Genomic DNA, 18,521 nt, shown 5'->3' on the forward strand with positions numbered 1-18,521 from the left:
AGATGCATACATTCAGAGCGATGAACACAAAATTCGTCACGCATGGACTGTCTGAGGCGGAGCAGAGGGAAGCGGAGTCCTGGTTTGCTTTTGTAGAAAAGCATTTGACCCGCTTCGACCCGGGCAGCGAGCTGTCCCGGCTGAACCGTTCAGCAGGCAGGCCGTTTATGGCGACGCCGATCCTGTTCGAAGCCGTCAGCGTGGCGGTGGATTATTACCATAGGGCCGACGGGTTGTTTAACCCTTTTCTCGGACAGCTCCTGACTGATCTGGGCTACGGCCGAAGTTTCGGAGAGACAGCCGCGGAGGAGTTTTCTTCACAGGCACCCGACCGAACGGAGGCTAATGCAAGGCTGCTGGGCGCTTTTGGCCCGAAGATCGGGGCCAAGCTGAACCCGGTGCTTCGCAGCATCGAGCTGCCTCCGGCATGGTCGGTGGATCTCGGCGGCATCGCCAAGGGCTGGAGCGCCGAGAAGTTCGCGGGCATGATGCGCAGAAAGGGCATTGCGCACGGGGCGGTCAGCGCCGGCGGGGACATGATGCTGTGGGGCGGGGAGGACCGTCCGCAGCAGGTTAACATAGCGGATCCATTCGCTTTGGACCGCGACATTGACTCGCTCGTCATCCGCAGTAACGCGGGCGTTGCCACAAGCAGCCGGCTAAAGCGGAAATGGCTGGGCGGGGAAGGACAAGAGCGGCATCACATCCTCGATCCCCGCACGATGATGCCGAGCCTGACAGATGTGGTGCAGGCGACGGTCATCCACCCGTCGCTGACGGCGGCCGAGGTCTATGCCAAATGCCTGCTGATCCTTGGCCTGCAGGCCGGGACGGCATGGCTTGAACGCAAACATCCCGCCGCGGCGGCTGTACTCGTCTGCGAAGACGGCTCCGTCTGTACGGCGGGATTCATCGAAGCATATCGACAGGAGAATGGAAAGGAGGCGGGATGATGGCGGTCTTTCATCATTTCGGCAGCGGCATCAGTCAAATTTTATCGGTGTGGGTCACGACGAGGGCGGCGGGTCTGACCTCTTATATGCTCCTGTTCGCTTCTGTTGCGGCAGGACTGCTGCAGGGAGGGGCGTGGGCCAAAGGGCCGGTTAAAGCGAAGCTGAACATGGTGCATCAATGGTGCGGCTGGTTCGGTCTGTTATTCGGCATGGTTCACGGACTCGTTCTCCTGTTCGACCGGTATGCCGGGTATTCCTTGGCGGATCTTTTGATCCCCTTTAAGGCGAGCGGCGACCGGTTGTGGGTGGGGCTGGGGATTTTGTCGCTGTACTTGATGCTGCTGCTGATCATCAGCTCGGATCTGATGAAGAAGCTCGGCAAAAAGGCATGGCGCTTAATTCACTTTCTGGCGATGCCCACCTATTTGATGGCGCTGGTCCATGGGATCATGCTGGGAACGGACAGCCGGCAGGCTCCCGTGATTGTGCTCTATGCGGTGACCGGCGTGACGGTGCTCATCCTGCTGGTGAACCGGGTCGCCGCTTCTCGCAGAAAGGGCGGAGGGAGACTGATCGTGGTGCAGGAAGGCGGGAAAACCCGCATCAAACAAATTCCTTCTTCACGCTAATAGGACAGGCGGAGTGCTTCTGCGCTCCGCCTGTTAAGCATGATCAAGCGTTATTCGGATGTTATCAAGAGTTCATATTCGTGGGGTTCGGGCCATTTAGCGGCTGTTCTCCTGCCGTCCGGCGTAGTAGGGGGCGCCTGGATCGATGTCGAGCACGACGCGCTGTGGCTCGGCCAGCGCATATTGATGCTCGCAGCGCCAGCGCATCTCTTCGGTGAAGCCGATCGTTTCGCCGTCTTCGATCACGTCTCCCTGCCGGAATAAATAGTACGCCACATCCATCAGCTGGCCGGCCAGCTTGGAAGGGTCGAGGTCAAAGAAGTGGCATTAGACGTCGGGAATCCCGAGCGCCGCCAGCCCAAGCGAATCCATCAGCCCTTCATTGCGCCCGCTCCCGGTCCCTTCCACGTTATAAAAGCGGATGTTCATCGCGCCGTACAGCAGCTCTCCTTGTTCCACCGCCGCCAGGTACGCCTGCGGCTCGACAAGCTTGTCGCTGGCCCGGAAATAGACGGCGTCGCATGGAGCCGCCTCCAGCACGGCCCGCAGGGCGCCGGTCATCAGCTGTAATCTGTCTTGGGGCATAAGTCCCGAAGCCATCAGGTCGGTGAGCAGCAGCCAGGACTGCTGAACGGCGGTGGCGTAGTCGTCTACCGGGCGGTTTTGGACCGGCATCAGGCTGGTTTGCGCCGGCATCTCGCCTTCCGAATAGGCAACCTTATAATCCAGGTGAAAAAAGTGCAGCAGATTATCCGGACCGGACTCATCCGGCTCCCACACCGCAAGGCCGGCATGTTCGCGTTCTCCGGCTTGCTGGGTGGAGCCGGTGTAACGCTCCATGCTTGCAAACAAACGGCTTCGGTCGATTTCCGGCTTGTGTCGATATTTCAGTTCGACTGCATATACCCGCGAGAAGCCAAAGCTTTGTTCTTCCTGAGCTACCTCACTCGTCATGTTCCTCTTCTCCTATCGCTGTACTGTTCTCGCTGGATGTCATAAAACCGAAGGCCGGCAATAAGTTATAAAAGGCCCGGCTGAAATCGGAGTGCTCCGAAAACGCATCGGTCCCGGGACGTAGTTTTATGTCGAAAAAAGCACAATTAAAGAAGGGATTTGATGAAACGCATCGAATAAAGAGAAGTGCATTTTTACCTCTATACCCAATTTTCAGGAGGATGTTTAATGATCGTTGTCATGATTGTGCTGTACCTAGCAATATATATCGCCATTTGCGGCGCGTATTTCCAGCTTGCCAAAAAGGCGGGCAGGGACGACATCGCGTGGTTTGCGTTTGTCCCGATTTTGAATTATATTCTCCAGTTGAAGCTGATCAAGGAGAGTGCATGGTGGATCCTGATCACACTGGTGCCGATTGCCAATATCGTGTTCGCTATTATCTGGCAGGTGAAGCTGCTGAACGCGTTCGGCAAGAACGGGGCCTACGTTCTTTTTGCCATTTTCCTGTCCCCGGTATATGTGATTCTGTGGATGGTTTGGGGCTATTCCAGCAAGACGACTTACCAGCTGTACAATCCGCCGGTTCCCCCAGGGCCAACAGCCGCTTTTTAAGCAGAAATCGTTCTTGGGCTCTGACCGGATCTTTGCTTACATACCGACAGAACTGAAGCGTGATTCTAAAATTTAACAACGCAGGGCATGATTCGTAATCGGGTCGGGCCCAAATCATCGAGGTAAAAATGCACACAATGACCGTGACCGCTCCCGTTAGGGGGCGGTTTTGCATTTTCGGATATCGGAGATGTTACCGGGCAAGGGAGCCCGATGCATAAAAAACAGGGGAAACAGCAAAATAATGGTAATCATTTCTCGAAGGAGTTTTACCATTGTTTATTCAGCGGCTGAAAAAGTTTCTGTATACCTATCCCCGGCCTGAGCGGGAGCAGCAACATCAGGATTCTTCTAAGGGGAAGCCCCTGAGCGAAGAACTATCCGACAGTCTAGAGCTGCTCAAACAATCCATGGGCAAAAATACGGATTTTGTCATCCATCATCTCGCAGATGATCAAGAATCGGACTATAAAGTCATCGTCAGCTATATCGACGGCCTGGTAGATCCGCTGCTCCTTTCCAAATTGCTGGAAAACCTGAATCGCTTGAAGTTAGATAATTTGCTTCGGGCGGACAAGGCATCTGCCGATTGGCTCAAAAACCAGCTGGCCATGGGGAATGTTCGGGTCATTTGCACGCAGGAAGATTTAATCCATTCGGTCCTGGACGGGAGGGCCGTTATTGTCGTTCAAGGCATGCGGGAAGCTTTCGCCGTATATATCGATGGAGGTTCCCGGAGATCAGTAGAGGAGCCTTCTTCCCAGACGGTGATCCGGGGCCCGAAAGAAGGGTTTACGGAAAATATCACGACCAATATCGCCCTGCTCCGGCGAAAAATCAAATCACCGCATTTGACCATTGAATCGTATGTCATCGGAACCTATACGCGCACCAACGTATCCATCGCCTATATCGAAGGGATCGCAAACCCAGAGGTCGTCAAGGAAATGACATCGCGGATCCAGAGTATTGAAATCGACGGGATTCTGGAGAGCGGGTATATTGAGGAAATGATACAGGACGGCGTTCAGTCGCCCTTCCCGACCATATATAATACCGAGCGGCCCGACACGGTCGCCGGCGGGCTGCTGGAGGGACTGGTCGCCGTCTTTGTGGACGGTACACCTTTTGTTTTAACGGCTCCCGTTACCTTTTACCGTTTCCTGACCTCCAGCGAAGATTATTATCAACGATTCGATATTTCTTCCTTTCTTCGCCTCGTCCGGATGATCTCGTTTTTCACCGCCCTGCTTCTTCCATCGATTTTTATTTCCTTAACCACCTTCCATCAGGAACTGCTTCCCATGCCGCTTTTGATTTCATTGGCCGCACAGCGGGAAATTACGCCGCTGCCGACGCTGGTCGAAGCGCTGCTGATGGAGCTGACCTTTGAAGTAATTCGTGAAGCAGGCGTCCGGATGCCGAGAGCGATCGGCCCGGCCATTTCTATCGTCGGCGCATTAGTGCTCGGTCAGGCCGCGGTCCAGGCGGGACTGGTATCGGCAGCCGTCGTCATTGTCGTCTCCTTTACGGCGATTTCCAATTTTGCACTTCCGGCGATTAACTTTGCTTCGTCCGTCCGCCTTCTCCGATTTGTACTGATGATATTTTCCGGAAGCTTCGGGCTGGTCGGGGTGCTTGGGGTATTGATTCCGTTGATGGCGCATCTGGCCTCACTCGAATCGTTTGGCGTACCTTATCTCATGCCGTCATCGCCTTTTAACAAAACGAACCAAAAGGACCAGATGATTCGGGCGCCCTGGTGGAAGCTGCGCACGCGTCCAATAGGCATCGGGGACCAGAACCGGATGCGCCAGCCGAAAGACAAGAAGTCGTTCGCAGAACGTGAGGTCGGGCGCCCGAGGGATCCATTGGCCTAGGAAGGGGGATGGGGATGAGAAGACGGATTGCCTGCTTGGTGCTGATGGCTTGCCTATTGCTTACGACAGGCTGCTGGAACCGGGCTGAGCTGAACGACCTGAGAATTACGGTAGCCGGCGGCATCGACCGAGTAGGGGACAAATGGGAAATCAGCTATCAGACGATCATCCCGTCCTCCATGGCCTCCGGTACGGGCGGCTCGGCCGGGATGGGCTCACAGCCGGCCATTTATGTGTTTTCCATGGTTTCCGATACTATTTTCGGCGCCCGAATGAAGAGTAATTTGGAAGCCTCCCGAAAGCTGTATGTCGCTCACGCCAAAGTGATTGTGGTCGGCAGGGAAGCGGCAGAGCAGGGGCTTGGCGAGCTGGTTGATTTGTTCCTGCGCAATTCGGAATCGCGTGAAAGCGTAGAGCTGCTGATCACCGACGGAAAGGCGAAGGATCTGCTGAAGAAAATGGTTCCTCCCGAAAAGCTGCCGGGTGCGAGCTACAGCGATATTATGGGAAAAGAATCAAAATTCATATCGATATTTCCGAAAAAAACGATCTTTGATTTGGCGCTCAGCCTGCATTCGGATGCCAAAAGCATCGGCATACCTGTAGCTACTTTTGTGGGTGAGGACACGGAGGAGAATAAGGAGAAGCTGCATTCGCTCGATGTCCTCAAAGATACCTCACCTCCGCTTTCCTTGAGGCTGACCCGCCTTGGCGTATTCAACGGGGACCGATTGGCGGGGTATCTGAGCGGCAGAGAAAGCATGGGACTGTCGTGGCTTACCGATCAAGTGAAGGGGACCGAACTATCCTTTTCTTGTCCCCAAGCGAAAAACAAGCATAATTCGATCATCATCACCTCTGCGAAAACGAAGCTCAGGCCCGTCCATGCCGGCACGCATTATACGATGCTGGTTAACGTCAAACTGAATGGGAATTTAATGGAATCCACGTGCAGCGAGGACTTGTCCAAACCGGAGGTCATCCGTGAAATGGAGAAGAGCATCGAAGCGGAAGTCCGTGATCAGATGTCTACCGGTTGGGATGCTGTGCGTCAGATGGGAATTGACGTGACCGGTTACGCCGACATCATTCACCGCAGATTTCCCAAAGAGTGGAGGAAGATGCAGGCCACATGGCCGGAACAATTTAAACGCATGGATATTCAGGTCCAGGTCAAGGCAACCATCCGCCGGCCGGGACTTATCCAGAAGACGATACAACTGATGAAGTAATATTTGTCTCCGGGCAGCCCAAGAGAACTGAGTACGCAGAAGGAGTATCCTATGATCCGAACGACCCGTGCTTCTGAAATTGCCATATCGTTGTCTTTGTATGAAGTAGGAAGCACTACCCTGTTCCTGTTAGGGGGAGAGGCGAAGCAGGACGCCTGGATCGCCATGCTTCTTGGCGCCGGGGCAGGGCTGCTGCTGCTTCTGGTTTATTTGCTGATGTACCGCCTGGATGCGGAAAGGGATCTGTTCGAGATGTGCCGGCATTACTTGGGCAGCATATTCGGATGGGTTGCTGCGTTTGCACTTACCGCTTATTTTGCTTATGAAGCCTCCCGAAATTTTCGCGATATCGGCGAATTGGCCGTTCAAACGATGCTGAACCGGACACCGATGTCGATCATTATTTTCATTTCGGTGCTTATCGGGTCGTACATCACCTATCTTGGGCCACGGGCGGCTTTCAGACTGGGCGTGATTTATGCCTATGTCATGGCGTTCGGATATGTATTGATCTTAGTCATGGTCCCTTTGACGGGGCTGCTGCACACTAAATTCATGTTTCCTGTCCTGGAGAACGGATTCGCTCCAGTGTGGCGGGCGGCCATGCCTAACATCGTATCGTTTCCTTTCGGGCAGACGGTCCTGTTTCTGGTTTATTTTAAATATGCTCAGAAGGGCAAACATCTCGGCAGGCTCACCATCGTATCCTTTCTGGCTACAGCTGTTTTTTTGACCGTTCTAAACCAGCTGGTTATTCTCGTTCTCGGTCCCGAGATTGCCACCATCGGCACGTATCCGCTGTTTATGGTCGTACAGATGATGGAGGTGGCCAACGTGATTGAGAGAGCCGACGCGCTGTTTGTTCTGCTCTTGTTCATGGGCATCGGCATGAAGGCTAATTTCTTACTGATTGGGGCAGGCATCGGCCTTCAGCGCATCACCGGAATCCGCTACAAGCTGTGGATCATCCCGCTGGCATTGACCGTATTTGGTCTCACGTATTTATCACCCACGTTTACGGAATATTTCAGGGCTGGTCTCAAGCTGACCGTAGAGCAGCTGATGCCGATTACGCAGTTGGTGATTCCCGGGATACTGGTCATTGCGATGCTGATTGGCAAAAAGAAGCGGAAGCCGGCCTAGGCGAAGATTTCATTGGGATATGCACATAATCCCGCTGCGGAGGTGGATACCCTATCCGTATCTGTCCTAAAGGGGGATGAAAAATGGAACAACTGCTGCAATCGGAATCTTCAGCCCGGCGAATCCGCCGCGAGGCCATGCCTTACCACAGCCCGGAAGATTTAAACCGGGTGGTCGAAGCCGCCAAGGATGCGAGGTTAATATTGCTCGGCGAGGCTTCGCATGGGACGTCCGAATTTTATACGACCCGCGCTGAGATAACAAAACGGCTGATCGCAAGCAAGGCGATCCGGTTTGTAGCTGTGGAGGGCGACTGGCCTTCCTGCTACGAAGTCAACAAGTACGTCAAGGATTTGGAGGATAACGAAGCCAAAACGGCGGCAGAGGCGCTGCGGGCATTTCACAGATGGCCGTCCTGGATGTGGGCCAACCGGGAAATGGAAGCGTTCATCGAATGGCTCAGAAGCTATAACTTGGAGCGGCCCGCCGGGGAACGGATCGGCTTTTACGGCCTCGACGTATACAGCCTGTGGGAATCCATGCAGCATATCGTCGATTATTTGAAGCAAACGGAGTCGCCTCTCCTGGATACGGCGCTGCAGGCGTTCGGCTGCTTTGAGCCTTATGGGGACGACTCGCAGTCCTATGGCATTTCCGCCGGACTGATCGGGGAAGGCTGTGAGGAGGAGATCGTGGCGCTGCTGCATGAAATGCAGCGCACCAGGCTCGGCCATCCGCAGAGCGAAGCGGAGCTGAACGCCATGATGAACACGACGGCGGCCGCCGACGCGGAGCACTATTACCGGACCATGGTCCGCGGAGGACCCGATTCCTGGAACGTCCGGGACCGTCATATGGTTCGGGCGCTCCGGCAGCTGCTCGATTATCACGGGCCGGATGCCCAGGCTGTGCTGTGGGAGCATAATACCCATATCGGGGACGCCCGCGCAACGGACATGGCGGCTGACGGCATGGTCAACGTAGGTCAGCTCGTCCGCGAATATTACCGTCCGGCCCAGACGTTCAGCGTCGGCTTCGGCACCCATCACGGGCATGTACTGGCAGGCTCGGCCTGGGGTGCGCCCGTGGAGGTCATGGAAGTTCCGGCCGCCATCCGGGGCAGTTGGGAAGACCTGCTGGCCCGTGCAGGCGGAGGCGAGAACATGCTATTGCTGTTCGACGCCGATACCCAGCCGGAGCTGCGGGAGGTATTCGGTCACCGGGCGATCGGCGTCGTCTATGACCCCGGGTATGAGCTGGGGAATTACGTTCCGTCGCGCATGCCGATGCGTTACGAAGCGTTCGTCTTTATCCATGAAACCCATGCGTTAGAACCGCTGGCACTGCCGCTGATGGTTTGAAGGTTCATATTAAAATTTGCAAAAGCCGCCTATGATGGATCAAAGGCGGCTATTTTCATAGACACCCCAAGTTCATTCCGTGTTCACACGAAGTACACAGGGTGCCTTTATAATGACGGATGTAGAGAGAAATAAAAAGGTTAGGCAGGGTCCAAGCTGCGATGTATACGGAGCATTCCCGTACCGGATCAAGAACATGTGATAACATGGAATCAACGAAACCGATCCATGGATAAGCAGCGACATCACACAACATAGATACAGATGCGGAGTGAACGGGATGAGACGTAAAATTTTGCTGGTAGAAGACGATATGCTGATGCGCGAATTTATTACCGACTATTTCAAAAAGGAGCAGTGGGACGTTTATGAAGCGGAGAACGGGAAAATCGCGCTGGAGAAGTTCGAGGAAGTAGCCGTCGATCTGGTCGTGCTCGACATTATGATGCCGGAAATGGACGGCTGGTCGGTATGCCGCCGAATCCGCGAGAAGTCGGATGTACCGATCATCATGATTACCGCCCGGTCCGATGATGACGACCAAGTGATGGGCTTTGAGCTCGGAGCCGACGAATATGTGACCAAACCGTTGAGTCCCCGGGTACTCGTCGCCCGGGTAACCGCTTTAATGAAACGAACGGAAGGAACTGTTGGGCTGAGTCCTGATGTGCTGGTATATGGAGCAATAACGGTAAACCGTGCGGCACATACCGTAACCGTAGAGAATGTCAAATTGAATCTGTCTCCGAAAGAGTACGAGCTGCTGCTTTACCTCATCAAGAACTATGGCAGGGTTCTGGCCAGGGAATCGATTTTGGATGCGGTATGGGGGTACGATTATTTGGGAGATGTACGGACGGTGGATACCCATATCAAAAAATTAAGAGCCAAACTGGGAGACGAAGGCCGATATATCCGGACCTTGATTCGTGCGGGCTATAAATTCGATATGGACGAATGAGTCGACGCAGCGTTGTGTTCAAGCTGTTCGCCGTCACATCCGTGCTGATTTTGGTGGTGTTTTCCCTGGTGATGCTGGCGGAAGGACTGTTCTTCGAGCGGTTTTACCGATCCTCGAAACTGGGGGCCTTGGAGCGTGGGATGGATCAGTTCGCCCGGCAGTTTGAGCAGACGGAAGGAGACGAATTCAAGGTCTCTCGGCTTCTCGGTGAATTTATGAACGAACATGATGCGAGTGTCTGGGTTCTGACACGTCAGTTTCAGCGGAACGCTATCAATCCGTACTATATAGTGCTGCAGGCAGCCAACAAAGTGGTGACCCTTCCTATTCCAGCGGAAGGGATGACAACCGACGAGATTCCGGGCGGGATTCGGTTCGGAGGGATGCTGACGGTCGACGGCATTTTCATGGACGAAGACGACACCATTATGCAGCCTGTTGATTTTCAACCAGTTGATCAAGAACCGGAACAGGGGTTGACACGGGTAACCGGCAAGGTGACGGACTTCATGCTTCCTGAGCAGCGGTCATATAATCCGCTGTACCAGGACGCTTTGGCCGATGACGTACTAAAGGATTGGAACGGCCAGGGGGTTCCGTATGAGCAAAAACTGCAAAACGGATCGAAGTTTCAGCAGAGTTGGAAAGATCCTTGGAGTGGAGTTCAGTATGCGGTCATGATGCAGCCCTTGACAGACGGAGGAGGGAGCCGGTATTTGATGGCGATGACATCGATGCAGCCCGTCGGGGAAGCGGTGGATATTTTAAAGAAATATTACATTGTCATCGCGCCGATTATTCTTGTTCTCGTGATTCTATTTTCACTGATCTATTCCAGGATGATCGCCCGTCCGCTCATCACGCTGAGCCGGACCGCTTCCCGCTTGGCGCGGCTGGATTTCACCGGACAGCCGGAAATCCGGTCCAGGGACGAATTCGGGGAACTGTCCCGTCACTTGAGTTCGTTATCCCACAACCTGGATGCGGCCTTGAGTGAGCTGAACCGCACGAATGAACGGCTTCAGGAGGAACTGACGGAGAAGCTAAGGTCCGAGGAGCTGCGCAAGGAGCTGGTCGCTAATATTTCGCATGAGCTGAAGACGCCGCTCGGCATTGTGAAGGGATTCGCGGAAGGGCTTCAGGACGGAGTCGCGGCCGAAAAAAGGGAGAGGTACCTGTCGCTCATCGTGAACGAAACCGATCGGATGAACGCGCTTATCATGGATATGCTGGAGCTGACCAAATTTGAAGTCAAGGCTGTGAAGCTGCATCCGGTAAATCTGTCCCTGCCGGATTTGGCAGAGAGGGCGTCCGCTTCATTTGCAAGGCAGCTTGAACAAAAGCGGCTTGAATTAAAGCTGGAGACCGATTCCCTGGAAATATGGGTGCAAGCGGATCCCAGGCGGATGGAGCAGGTGCTGCTCAATTTGCTGAGCAACGCGATCCGTCATGCCGTAGAAGACAGCGTGATTACTGTGAGGATTCACCGGTCTTATCCGGAGCAAATTACGACAGTGATCGAAAACGCCGGACCGCATATCGCGGCAAGCGATTTAGAGCGGATCTGGGACCAGTTCTACCGGGCCGAGCGCTCGCGTGACCGCAAATCGGGAGGAACCGGTCTTGGGCTTGCGATCGTGAAGCATATTCTGGAGCTGCATGGCGCAAATTTTGGCGCCGTGAATACCAACGAAGGCGTTGCATTTTATTTTACATTAAACGAATCCAAAGGAGACGCGTAGTCATGACCATTAAATCGATCTATTTGGCTTCTGCACTACTGTTATTACTAATGACCAGTGCGTGCGGGGCGAAAAATACGGCGGCACCGGATAGCGGATCGCCGTCTGCCGGAGCAGGTCAGGAAGGCTCTTCTGGGGCTCAGGTGCCGTCAGCAGGCTCCGGCGCCGATTCGGACGCTGCCGGTAACACGGAGGCGCAGACGCCGGCCGATTCCCAGGATAACGGAACGAAAGACGGCGGGCCATCCGGAGAGGAAGACGCGGGTAAAGCCATTCTGATCATTATAGATCAAACGCCGAAGCCGACAACGGGCAACAGCTTCGATTTCGCGATCAACAAGCTGCCTGAAGGTTATATGCTTACAGAGATGCAGTGGTTATCGGCTAAGCACCAAATCAAGAATACGCTCCAGGAGGCCATAGAGCATGGGCAAAATGGAGAGGATGGGTTTTACATCAGCGGCGATGGCCAGTTCATGGGCTTCTTCTATCCCGATGAATTGAAGGGAGAAGAAGGCCAAGTGAAATTTGCATTCACGAACGATCAGGGCAAAACATTAACCTGGCAGAAGACCATTACGTTGAAATGATCCGATGAAGCGTTCGAAAACTAGAAATGGATAATTGTAATGGTTTGACTGATCAGAAAAGCGGCCGAAGGGGATTTCCCGGCGGCCGCTTTTTGCGTGCAAAAAGGGATTCCCTAAGGTTCTAGGATGGCGGCAGCACTCCGTGAACAGGGGAGGAAATCGGGCATACGCTGCCGAAAACAATTAGGCGTGCAGAATCCAACCGGCGGGTGATTACCATTCGGAAAGGGAAGGTCTGAACAACATGTTGAAAACTTTTTTTGAAGATATGTCGATCCGGGTTTCGTCCGTTCGTCGTCTATATAGAAACCATGAAAAAGGAGATTATTCTCATGCACACTGTCATTTCAAAAGACGGAACCAAGATCGCTTACGACCGGACCGGGAGGGGACCTGCGCTCATCCTGGTGGCGGGAGCGTTCAGCTACCGCAAATTTCCGGCACAGGTTCAGCTGGCCCAGCTGCTGTCCAGCCAGTTTACCGTATATAACTACGACCGCCGCGGGCGGGGAGACAGCGGGGATTCCCAGCCTTACTCCGTGGAACGCGAGATTGAGGATTTGGAAGCGGTCATCGAAGCGGCCGGAGGCTCCGCGTATGTCTGGGGGCTGTCCTCGGGAGCCGTATTGGCCCTTGAGGCAGCCGCCGGAGGGGCGGCCATCACGAAGCTTGCCCTCCACGAACCGCCGTTTGTGGTTGATGACTCGGACCGGAAGCCGCCGCAGGACTTTATACCGCAGGTGACGGAGCTGATCCGCAGCGGGCGGCGCGCCGAGGCGATCAAGTATTTTATGACCAAAGGGATGGGAGCCCCCGGGTTCGTCGTCAGCATGATGCGAATGATGCCGAAGGTGTGGGCGAACCTGATGGCGGTGGCCCACACGCTGCCCTATGATGCCGCGCTGCTTGACGGTTACTGGGACGGCAAACCGCTGCCTGTTGAACAGTGGAGCCGCGTGACGATGCCGACGCTTGTTCTGGAAGGGCCGGACAGTCCGCTCTCCCTCCGCCATACCGCTGGTGCGCTGGCTCAAGGGCTGCCTAACGCCATCCTGCTGAGTAAGAAAGGGCTCGGCCATACGAAAAAACTGGATGCTCCCAAAATTGCGGCGGAGCTGTCCGCATTTTTTGCAGACAAGGCGCAGGCATCCGGCATGTAAAGGCATGTTTGAACGCTCCATACCAAAAGAATTAAAAAATTAATAAAAAGTGAAGCGCTGATGTCGATTTCAGTCTCTCCCGTTCGTCGAAATGATAGAAGCTGAAATAGGGAAGCTGTGAAGAGCACGGCGGCGGCTTCATCCAATCCAAGGAGGAATTAAACATGAGATTTATGATGATCGTCAAAGCTACAACGGATTCCGAGGCGGGAGTTCTGCCAAGTCCGGAGTTAATCGAAGCCATGCACCGCTACAACGAGGAGCTGGCCAGAGCCGGCGTCCTGCTGGGAGGCGATGGCCTGCATCCGAGCTCCAGTGCAATCCGCATTTCTTATCCGGAGCCCGGCGGCAAACCGAAAGTGGTTGACGGTCCGTTCACCGAAGCTAAGGAGATGATCGCGGGATACACCCTGATCGAAGTCAAATCGAGAGAGGAAGCGATCGAGTGGGCGCTGCGGATGCCGGATCCCCACGGTTTTGGCCAGGGTCAAATTGAGCTGAGACAGGTGTTTGAGGTGGAGGACCTGACGGATAATCCGGAAGCGATCGCCAAGGAGAACGCGCTCAGACAACAGCTGGAGGAGCAAAGAAAAGCGTGACTTCATCCCAAACGCACCGGACCATTGACGCCATCTGGCGGATTGAATCCCCGAAGCTGATCGCCGGTCTTACGCGAATGGTCCGGGATGTGGGCCTGGCCGAAGATTTGGCCCAGGACGCCCTGGTGATCGCCCTTCAGCGGTGGCCGGAAAGCGGCATTCCCGACAATCCCGGCGCCTGGCTGATGACGGCGGCCAAACGGCGGGCCATCGATCTGCTGCGCAGAAACAAGCTTCGGGACGAGAAATACGCGGAGATGGCACAGACAACGGAATTGTATACCGAAGATGACCTGGAGCGGAATATGGACGGGGAGATCGGCGACGATCTCCTCCGTCTGATCTTTATGACCTGCCATCCGGTGCTGTCTCAGGATGCCAGGGTTGCGCTGACGCTTCGCCTGTTATGCGGCCTGACCACGGATGAAATCGCCCGTTCCTTTCTGACCGCAGAGTCGACCATCGCCCAGCGGATCGTCCGCGCCAAACGAACCTTAAGCAGCCGGAAGGTTCCTTTTGAGGTTCCGGCAGGAGAGGAGCTGCAGGAGCGCTTGAGCGCCGTACTTGAGGTCATCTACCTGATGTTTAATGAAGGATACTCGGCGACGACCGGAGACCATTGGCTCCGCCCGCTGCTCTGCCAGGAAGCGCTGCGGCTTGGACGCGTTCTAGCCGAGATTGCCCCGGAGGAACCGGAGGTTCACGGATTGGTGGCTTTGATGGAAATCCAGTCCTCCCGTTTCAAGACCCGGGTCAGTTCTTCCGGCGAGCCGGTGCTGCTGATGGACCAGAATCGGGCGCAGTGGGACAGGCTGCTTATCCGCCGCGGGCTGGCGGCGCTGGAGCGGTGCCGGAAGCTTGGCCGCCCGCTCGGTCCTTACGCGCTTCAGGCGGCGATATCCGCCTGTCATGCGCAGGCGCCTGCTGCAGCGGACACGGATTGGGCCCGCATCGCTGCCCTCTTCGAGGCGCTGTCCAGGGTGGCGCCCTCTCCGATCGTCGAGCTGAACCGGGCGGTGGCCATTTCGATGGCCTTCGGTCCGGCATTCGGACTGCAGCTTGTCGATGAACTGATGCACGAACCTGCCCTGAAAGAGTATCACCTGCTGCCGAGCGTCCGCGGCGACCTTTTGGCCAAGCTCGGAAGGATGGACGAAGCCCGCTCCGAATTCGAACGGGCGGCCGCCATGACCCGCAATAGCCGTGAGCAGCAGCTGCTCTTGAAGCGGGCCGCGGAGTGCGGCGGTTCAGCAAATTAATTATTTTGCTGCTGCATGTCGATGAAGGACGTTCCCATTCGTCGTTATAGCAGGTGGAAGAATAAGAAGGGCAGGAAATCGTGGCCTTCAGTCTTCCTCCAACAAGGAGGGAAACGTTCATGAGATTTATGTTGATCGTTAGGGCAAACGGGTTGTCGGAAGCCGGTATTTTACACACGCGCCGGTTCGAGGAAGGGATGGCCGAATTTCGCAAGGCGTTGGCACAGGCAGGCAAGCTCCTCGCTGCCGAGGAGCTCCAGCCCAGTTCAAGCGGGGTCCGAATCAGGCTTACGGGCCGTGACGGAATTCCGGAGGTCTGCCCCGGTCCATTCCCGGTGGATCATCGGCTCATCGCGGGATACGTAGTCATCGAGGCGGAAACGGCGGACGAGGCGGTGGAATGGGCTATGAAGATGCCGGTACCCGAAGGCTGTGAGGGCAGCGAAGTAGATGTCCGCGAGCTCAGGGAATGGGCTCAGGAAGACCGGAATCCTAGGGTGTTGGCCCTGGAAGCCGACCTGCAGGAGCAGGTCCGTATGCTGAATCAGATGCAGAAATTTTTATAAGCAACCCATTCATCGTTGACAAAGGAGCGAATCATAAATGAGTCAGGAAGTCGTCGATTATATTGAAGCGTTGAAAGAACCGTGGCAAAACGAGCTGTCCACCCGTCTGCGTGAAGTGGTCCATCAGGCCTTGCCGGACGTGAGCGAGCGCATCCAGTACAAGAAACCCCATTTTTTGAAAAACGGAAAATACGCTGCCGTCATCTCCGCCTCGAAGGATGCGGTCAGCTTTACGATCTTTAATGCGGACGGGCTGGACCTTCCGGAAGGCATGTTTGAGGGACCGGCGGAAAGAAAAACGATGAAGCTGCGCAAAGGGGACTCGTTTGATGCCGGTCAGCTGTCGGCTTGGCTCAGCCAGGCTGCCGAAACGCTGTAAATGTTATCCTTAGACCCGACGCGGTATGGAAATCCAAACCCTTGAATGCCAAGGGTTTTTTTGTTTTTTTTCGCAGAACCGGGATTCATTCGGGCAGGATGGGACACCCTATAACAGGTCCAGGATTGACCGCCATATTTTGCTTCTTGGAGTGGTTAAAGAGCTGATGAACCGATTCAAGTCTCGTTATGCCCGTTATATTGCCGCCGCCCTGTCGACTGCATTGATTGCAGGCGCGGTCCTGCTCTACCGGAACCTTCCGGCCAAGCTGCAGCCCGAAACCAAGCCGCATTCGTTGACACAAAAAGAGGTTAAGCCCCAGCGCGAAAAAACGATTCCCGAAAAACTCGAAGAGCTCGACCGGACTTATCCGTTTGGGGAGCCTCCCGAGGGCAGTGCCAGATCCTATTGGGGGGCCGGAAAGGGCAAAAATCTCATTGTCGTTCAGCTGGAATCCTTTCAAAATTTTGTGCTGAATGCGTCGGTTCAGGGGCAGAAGGTAGCGCCGGTATTGAAACAGCTGTCCAAAGAAAGCTTGTATTTTCCATACATATTCCAGCAAATCGGAGTAGGCAATACGTCAGACGCCGAGTTTGCCGCCAGCACGTCGATCTACCCCATCGGGTTCTCAGCCATGTCTACAACGTATGCCGACCGAAAGCTGCCGAGCCTCGCCAAGCTGTTGGGCAGGAATAATTACGTTACGGCGACGTTCCATGTCAATGACGTGACCTTCTGGAACCGGGACCAAATGTATCCGGCGCTGGGGTTTCACGCCTATTATGACAAGCCCTATTTCAGCAAGGTCAAATTCAGCCGGTTCGGGGCATCGGATGAGGAATTGTTCCGGGTCGGTATCCGAAAAATGAAAACGATGCGAAAGCTGGACAAGCGGTTCTACGCCCAATTCGTCACCGTGACGAGCCATTCCCCTTATAAAATTAAAGAAGCCGACAAGCGTCTTCATCTTCCCGACGACTTCGCCGATCGGCGCCTAGGGGACTACTTGACGGCCGTCAACTATACCGATTATGCCTTGGGGACTTTTATCGACAAGCTGAAAAGATCGGGGCTCTGGGATACAAGCGTAGTCGTGATCTATGGAGACCATTTCGGCCTTCATAAAAGGTATCATCGCCCCGCCACCGTCAGCAAAGCGCTCGGCATTCCGTACCATAAGCACATCAGCACGTACAATGTGCCGCTGATCATCCACCTGCCCGGCCAGCACGAAGGAAAGAGGATCGAGCGGACCGGAGGGCAGATCGATATTTTGCCCACAGTGGCCAATGTGATGGGCATTGATTTGAAACAGGAGAAATTTACCGCATTCGGCCACGATTTGGCCAACGTCGGTCACAATATTGTCGGATCGCGGTATTACATGCCGGCCGGCTCCTTTTTTAATGACGACATCGTGTTTGTCGCTGGAAAAAACGGATTTGAGGACGGAAAAGCATACGATCTCCGAACGCTGCTGCCGGTGCAGAACGTCGAGCGGTATCGACCGGACTTTGAATTTATTCAAAAGCGGATGGGGCTGTCGGACCGGTACGTGAAGCGTCTGCCTGCCAGACCCGGCGTCAAGCTGGAATCACAGTCGAAGCAGGAGCCCGCGGGGGCCAAAGCGCCGCCTAAAGCGGAAACCAAGCCGGGAGCAAAGCCGGGTGAAAAGCAGGCAGGCAATGATGGGCCAGCCGGCCCCCGTGCCAAGCCGAGTTCAAACGGAAAAGCGGGGAAGGATGGAAGCAAAGAGCAGATCAAGCAGCCTGCAGCGGATCATCCGGCACGGTGAGCGGAACATTCAACGGCATGGATTCGTCGTACCAAAAAACAGCGGCCCCAACCGGATGCACCGGGGACCGCTGTTTTGCCGTTAAGGGGAGTGCAGCCTGGCGGAAATAGGAACTTACTCCGCCGAATCTGATCCGGAAGCGCTGGCGCTTCCGGCTGCCGGCGGCTCGCCGCCTTGGTCCCCGGGCACACCCTGCCCGCCCGGCATCCCGGCCGAGGCTCCTTGGCCTTGACCGCCGCCCATCTGCCCTTGAGGGAACTGCCCGGGCTCGAATGGACGGTGCACCATCTCTCCTCCGAGATGGGCGGTATACATCACCAGGACGACGGCTGCGAGGGTCACCACGAGGTACAGCGGGTTTCTGCCGACGTCCCGCTTCTTCCAGAGCCCAATCGCTCCGCGGACGATGCACAGCGCGATCGCCAAATACATTGTATAGACGCCGTACATTGCATGAGTTTCTACGTTCGGATTGCGCATCATTTTCGGTCCGGTCAATACCGCAGCGACCGTGCTGACCGTGCCGATGATGAGGCAGATGAGGGCTGCGGAATGCCACTCCCGTTTTTTCCAGATCAGTGCAGCCAGATCAAACAGCAAGCTGAACAGCAGGAGCACGATCGGAAAATGCGTAATGATAAAATGCTTGTTATCCCATAAATAATTCATCACCATTCCTCCTCAATTTCAACTAACACTACAT

General features: G+C 55.0%; 18 protein-coding genes and 1 pseudogene. 16 read left to right on the forward strand and 3 right to left on the reverse strand.

Annotation, left to right across the window (positions count from 1 at the left end):
• Positions 1–2 precede the first annotated feature (2 nt).
• Together ABIE48_RS07940 and ABIE48_RS07945 are read left to right on the forward strand one after the other, a co-directional pair.
• Positions 3–953, forward strand: a complete 951-nt coding sequence (locus ABIE48_RS07940; RefSeq protein ID WP_192714840.1) for an FAD:protein FMN transferase — start codon at positions 3–5, stop codon at positions 951–953.
• A complete protein-coding gene (locus tag ABIE48_RS07945) occupies positions 953–1,582 on the forward strand; it encodes a ferric reductase-like transmembrane domain-containing protein (protein WP_192714839.1) in 630 nt (209 codons plus the stop codon). Before ABIE48_RS07940 ends, ABIE48_RS07945 begins: the two co-directional genes overlap by 1 nt.
• 96 nt (positions 1,583–1,678) lie before the next feature.
• On the opposite strand, the pseudogene ABIE48_RS07950 reads toward ABIE48_RS07945, so the two are convergent.
• Both ABIE48_RS07950 and ABIE48_RS07955 read right to left on the reverse strand, forming a co-directional pair.
• Positions 1,679–1,897 (reverse strand): annotated as a pseudogene (locus tag ABIE48_RS07950) (DUF4261 domain-containing protein); the annotation flags it as partial.
• Positions 1,898–1,909: 12 nt separating this feature from the next.
• Positions 1,910–2,536 carry a hypothetical protein gene (locus ABIE48_RS07955; protein ID WP_354518662.1) on the reverse strand — a complete coding sequence of 209 codons (627 nt, stop codon included), beginning with the start codon at positions 2,534–2,536 and terminating at the stop codon, positions 1,910–1,912.
• A gap of 228 nt (positions 2,537–2,764) precedes the next feature.
• Here ABIE48_RS07955 and ABIE48_RS07960 point away from each other — a divergent pair, with 228 nt between their 5' ends.
• The 14 genes from ABIE48_RS07960 (at position 2,765) to ABIE48_RS08025 (ending at position 17,818) form a co-directional block, all read left to right on the forward strand.
• Positions 2,765–3,151, forward strand: coding sequence for a DUF5684 domain-containing protein (locus ABIE48_RS07960; protein WP_076168600.1), 387 nt, complete (start codon positions 2,765–2,767; stop codon positions 3,149–3,151).
• 275 nt (positions 3,152–3,426) lie between these two features.
• Positions 3,427–5,031, forward strand: a complete 1,605-nt coding sequence (locus tag ABIE48_RS07965) for a spore germination protein (RefSeq protein ID WP_354518665.1) — start codon at positions 3,427–3,429, stop codon at positions 5,029–5,031.
• Positions 5,032–5,045: 14 nt separating this feature from the next.
• On the forward strand, positions 5,046–6,263 hold the full coding sequence (locus ABIE48_RS07970) for a Ger(x)C family spore germination protein (protein ID WP_192714838.1): 1,218 nt from the start codon (positions 5,046–5,048) through the stop codon (positions 6,261–6,263).
• A gap of 51 nt (positions 6,264–6,314) precedes the next feature.
• The gene (locus ABIE48_RS07975) at positions 6,315–7,406 is read left to right on the forward strand and encodes a GerAB/ArcD/ProY family transporter (RefSeq protein WP_192714837.1); all 1,092 of its coding nucleotides are present in this window, start codon (positions 6,315–6,317) and stop codon (positions 7,404–7,406) included.
• Between the two features lie 83 nt (positions 7,407–7,489).
• Positions 7,490–8,767 carry an erythromycin esterase family protein gene (locus ABIE48_RS07980; protein WP_192714836.1) on the forward strand — a complete coding sequence of 426 codons (1,278 nt, stop codon included), beginning with the start codon at positions 7,490–7,492 and terminating at the stop codon, positions 8,765–8,767.
• A gap of 280 nt (positions 8,768–9,047) precedes the next feature.
• Positions 9,048–9,728, forward strand: coding sequence for a response regulator transcription factor (locus ABIE48_RS07985; protein ID WP_192714835.1), 681 nt, complete (start codon positions 9,048–9,050; stop codon positions 9,726–9,728).
• A complete protein-coding gene (locus ABIE48_RS07990) occupies positions 9,725–11,470 on the forward strand; it encodes a sensor histidine kinase (RefSeq protein WP_192714834.1) in 1,746 nt (581 codons plus the stop codon). Before ABIE48_RS07985 ends, ABIE48_RS07990 begins: the two co-directional genes overlap by 4 nt.
• Positions 11,471–11,472: 2 nt before the next feature.
• A complete protein-coding gene (locus ABIE48_RS07995; protein WP_192714833.1) occupies positions 11,473–12,060 on the forward strand; it encodes a hypothetical protein in 588 nt (195 codons plus the stop codon).
• A gap of 332 nt (positions 12,061–12,392) precedes the next feature.
• Positions 12,393–13,220 carry an alpha/beta fold hydrolase gene (locus tag ABIE48_RS08000; RefSeq protein WP_192714832.1) on the forward strand — a complete coding sequence of 276 codons (828 nt, stop codon included), beginning with the start codon at positions 12,393–12,395 and terminating at the stop codon, positions 13,218–13,220.
• 164 nt (positions 13,221–13,384) lie between these two features.
• A complete protein-coding gene (locus tag ABIE48_RS08005; RefSeq protein ID WP_089546426.1) occupies positions 13,385–13,819 on the forward strand; it encodes a YciI family protein in 435 nt (144 codons plus the stop codon).
• Entirely contained in the window at positions 13,816–15,078 is a 1,263-nt protein-coding gene (locus ABIE48_RS08010; protein WP_192714831.1) for an RNA polymerase sigma factor, read from the forward strand. The genes ABIE48_RS08005 and ABIE48_RS08010 overlap by 4 nt, the downstream gene beginning before the upstream one ends.
• Positions 15,079–15,197: 119 nt before the next feature.
• Positions 15,198–15,644 carry a YciI family protein gene (locus ABIE48_RS08015; protein ID WP_192714830.1) on the forward strand — a complete coding sequence of 149 codons (447 nt, stop codon included), beginning with the start codon at positions 15,198–15,200 and terminating at the stop codon, positions 15,642–15,644.
• 37 nt (positions 15,645–15,681) lie between these two features.
• Positions 15,682–16,023, forward strand: a complete 342-nt coding sequence (locus ABIE48_RS08020; protein WP_145022215.1) for a DUF1801 domain-containing protein — start codon at positions 15,682–15,684, stop codon at positions 16,021–16,023.
• 166 nt (positions 16,024–16,189) lie between these two features.
• Positions 16,190–17,818 (forward strand): sulfatase-like hydrolase/transferase, encoded by a 1,629-nt coding sequence (locus ABIE48_RS08025; protein ID WP_354518670.1) that lies wholly within the window; start codon positions 16,190–16,192, stop codon positions 17,816–17,818.
• A 114-nt stretch (positions 17,819–17,932) separates the two neighbouring features.
• On the opposite strand, the gene ABIE48_RS08030 is transcribed toward ABIE48_RS08025, so the two are convergent.
• Positions 17,933–18,487, reverse strand: a complete 555-nt coding sequence (locus ABIE48_RS08030) for a DUF2231 domain-containing protein (RefSeq protein ID WP_192714828.1) — start codon at positions 18,485–18,487, stop codon at positions 17,933–17,935.
• Positions 18,488–18,521 lie beyond the last annotated feature (34 nt).

This window comes from Paenibacillus sp. OAE614, from assembly GCF_040546645.1.
GTDB classification, from domain to species: domain Bacteria; phylum Bacillota; class Bacilli; order Paenibacillales; family Paenibacillaceae; genus Paenibacillus_AQ; species Paenibacillus_AQ favisporus.

Coding starts and splice junctions, on each gene's coding strand:
- ABIE48_RS07985 (WP_192714835.1), top strand. CDS start 9,048: ATGAGACGTAAAATTTTGCTGGTAGAAGACGATATGCTGATGCGCGAA.
- ABIE48_RS07975 (WP_192714837.1), top strand. CDS start 6,315: ATGATCCGAACGACCCGTGCTTCTGAAATTGCCATATCGTTGTCTTTG.
- ABIE48_RS08015 (WP_192714830.1), top strand. CDS start 15,198: ATGAGATTTATGTTGATCGTTAGGGCAAACGGGTTGTCGGAAGCCGGT.
- ABIE48_RS07995 (WP_192714833.1), top strand. CDS start 11,473: ATGACCATTAAATCGATCTATTTGGCTTCTGCACTACTGTTATTACTA.
- ABIE48_RS08000 (WP_192714832.1), top strand. CDS start 12,393: ATGCACACTGTCATTTCAAAAGACGGAACCAAGATCGCTTACGACCGG.
- ABIE48_RS08030 (WP_192714828.1), bottom strand. CDS start 18,487: ATGAATTATTTATGGGATAACAAGCATTTTATCATTACGCATTTTCCG.
- ABIE48_RS07970 (WP_192714838.1), top strand. CDS start 5,046: ATGAGAAGACGGATTGCCTGCTTGGTGCTGATGGCTTGCCTATTGCTT.
- ABIE48_RS08025 (WP_354518670.1), top strand. CDS start 16,190: ATGAACCGATTCAAGTCTCGTTATGCCCGTTATATTGCCGCCGCCCTG.
- ABIE48_RS08020 (WP_145022215.1), top strand. CDS start 15,682: ATGAGTCAGGAAGTCGTCGATTATATTGAAGCGTTGAAAGAACCGTGG.
- ABIE48_RS08005 (WP_089546426.1), top strand. CDS start 13,385: ATGAGATTTATGATGATCGTCAAAGCTACAACGGATTCCGAGGCGGGA.
- ABIE48_RS07960 (WP_076168600.1), top strand. CDS start 2,765: ATGATCGTTGTCATGATTGTGCTGTACCTAGCAATATATATCGCCATT.
- ABIE48_RS07955 (WP_354518662.1), bottom strand. CDS start 2,536: ATGACGAGTGAGGTAGCTCAGGAAGAACAAAGCTTTGGCTTCTCGCGG.
- ABIE48_RS07990 (WP_192714834.1), top strand. CDS start 9,725: ATGAGTCGACGCAGCGTTGTGTTCAAGCTGTTCGCCGTCACATCCGTG.
- ABIE48_RS07945 (WP_192714839.1), top strand. CDS start 953: ATGGCGGTCTTTCATCATTTCGGCAGCGGCATCAGTCAAATTTTATCG.
- ABIE48_RS07980 (WP_192714836.1), top strand. CDS start 7,490: ATGGAACAACTGCTGCAATCGGAATCTTCAGCCCGGCGAATCCGCCGC.
- ABIE48_RS07940 (WP_192714840.1), top strand. CDS start 3: ATGCATACATTCAGAGCGATGAACACAAAATTCGTCACGCATGGACTG.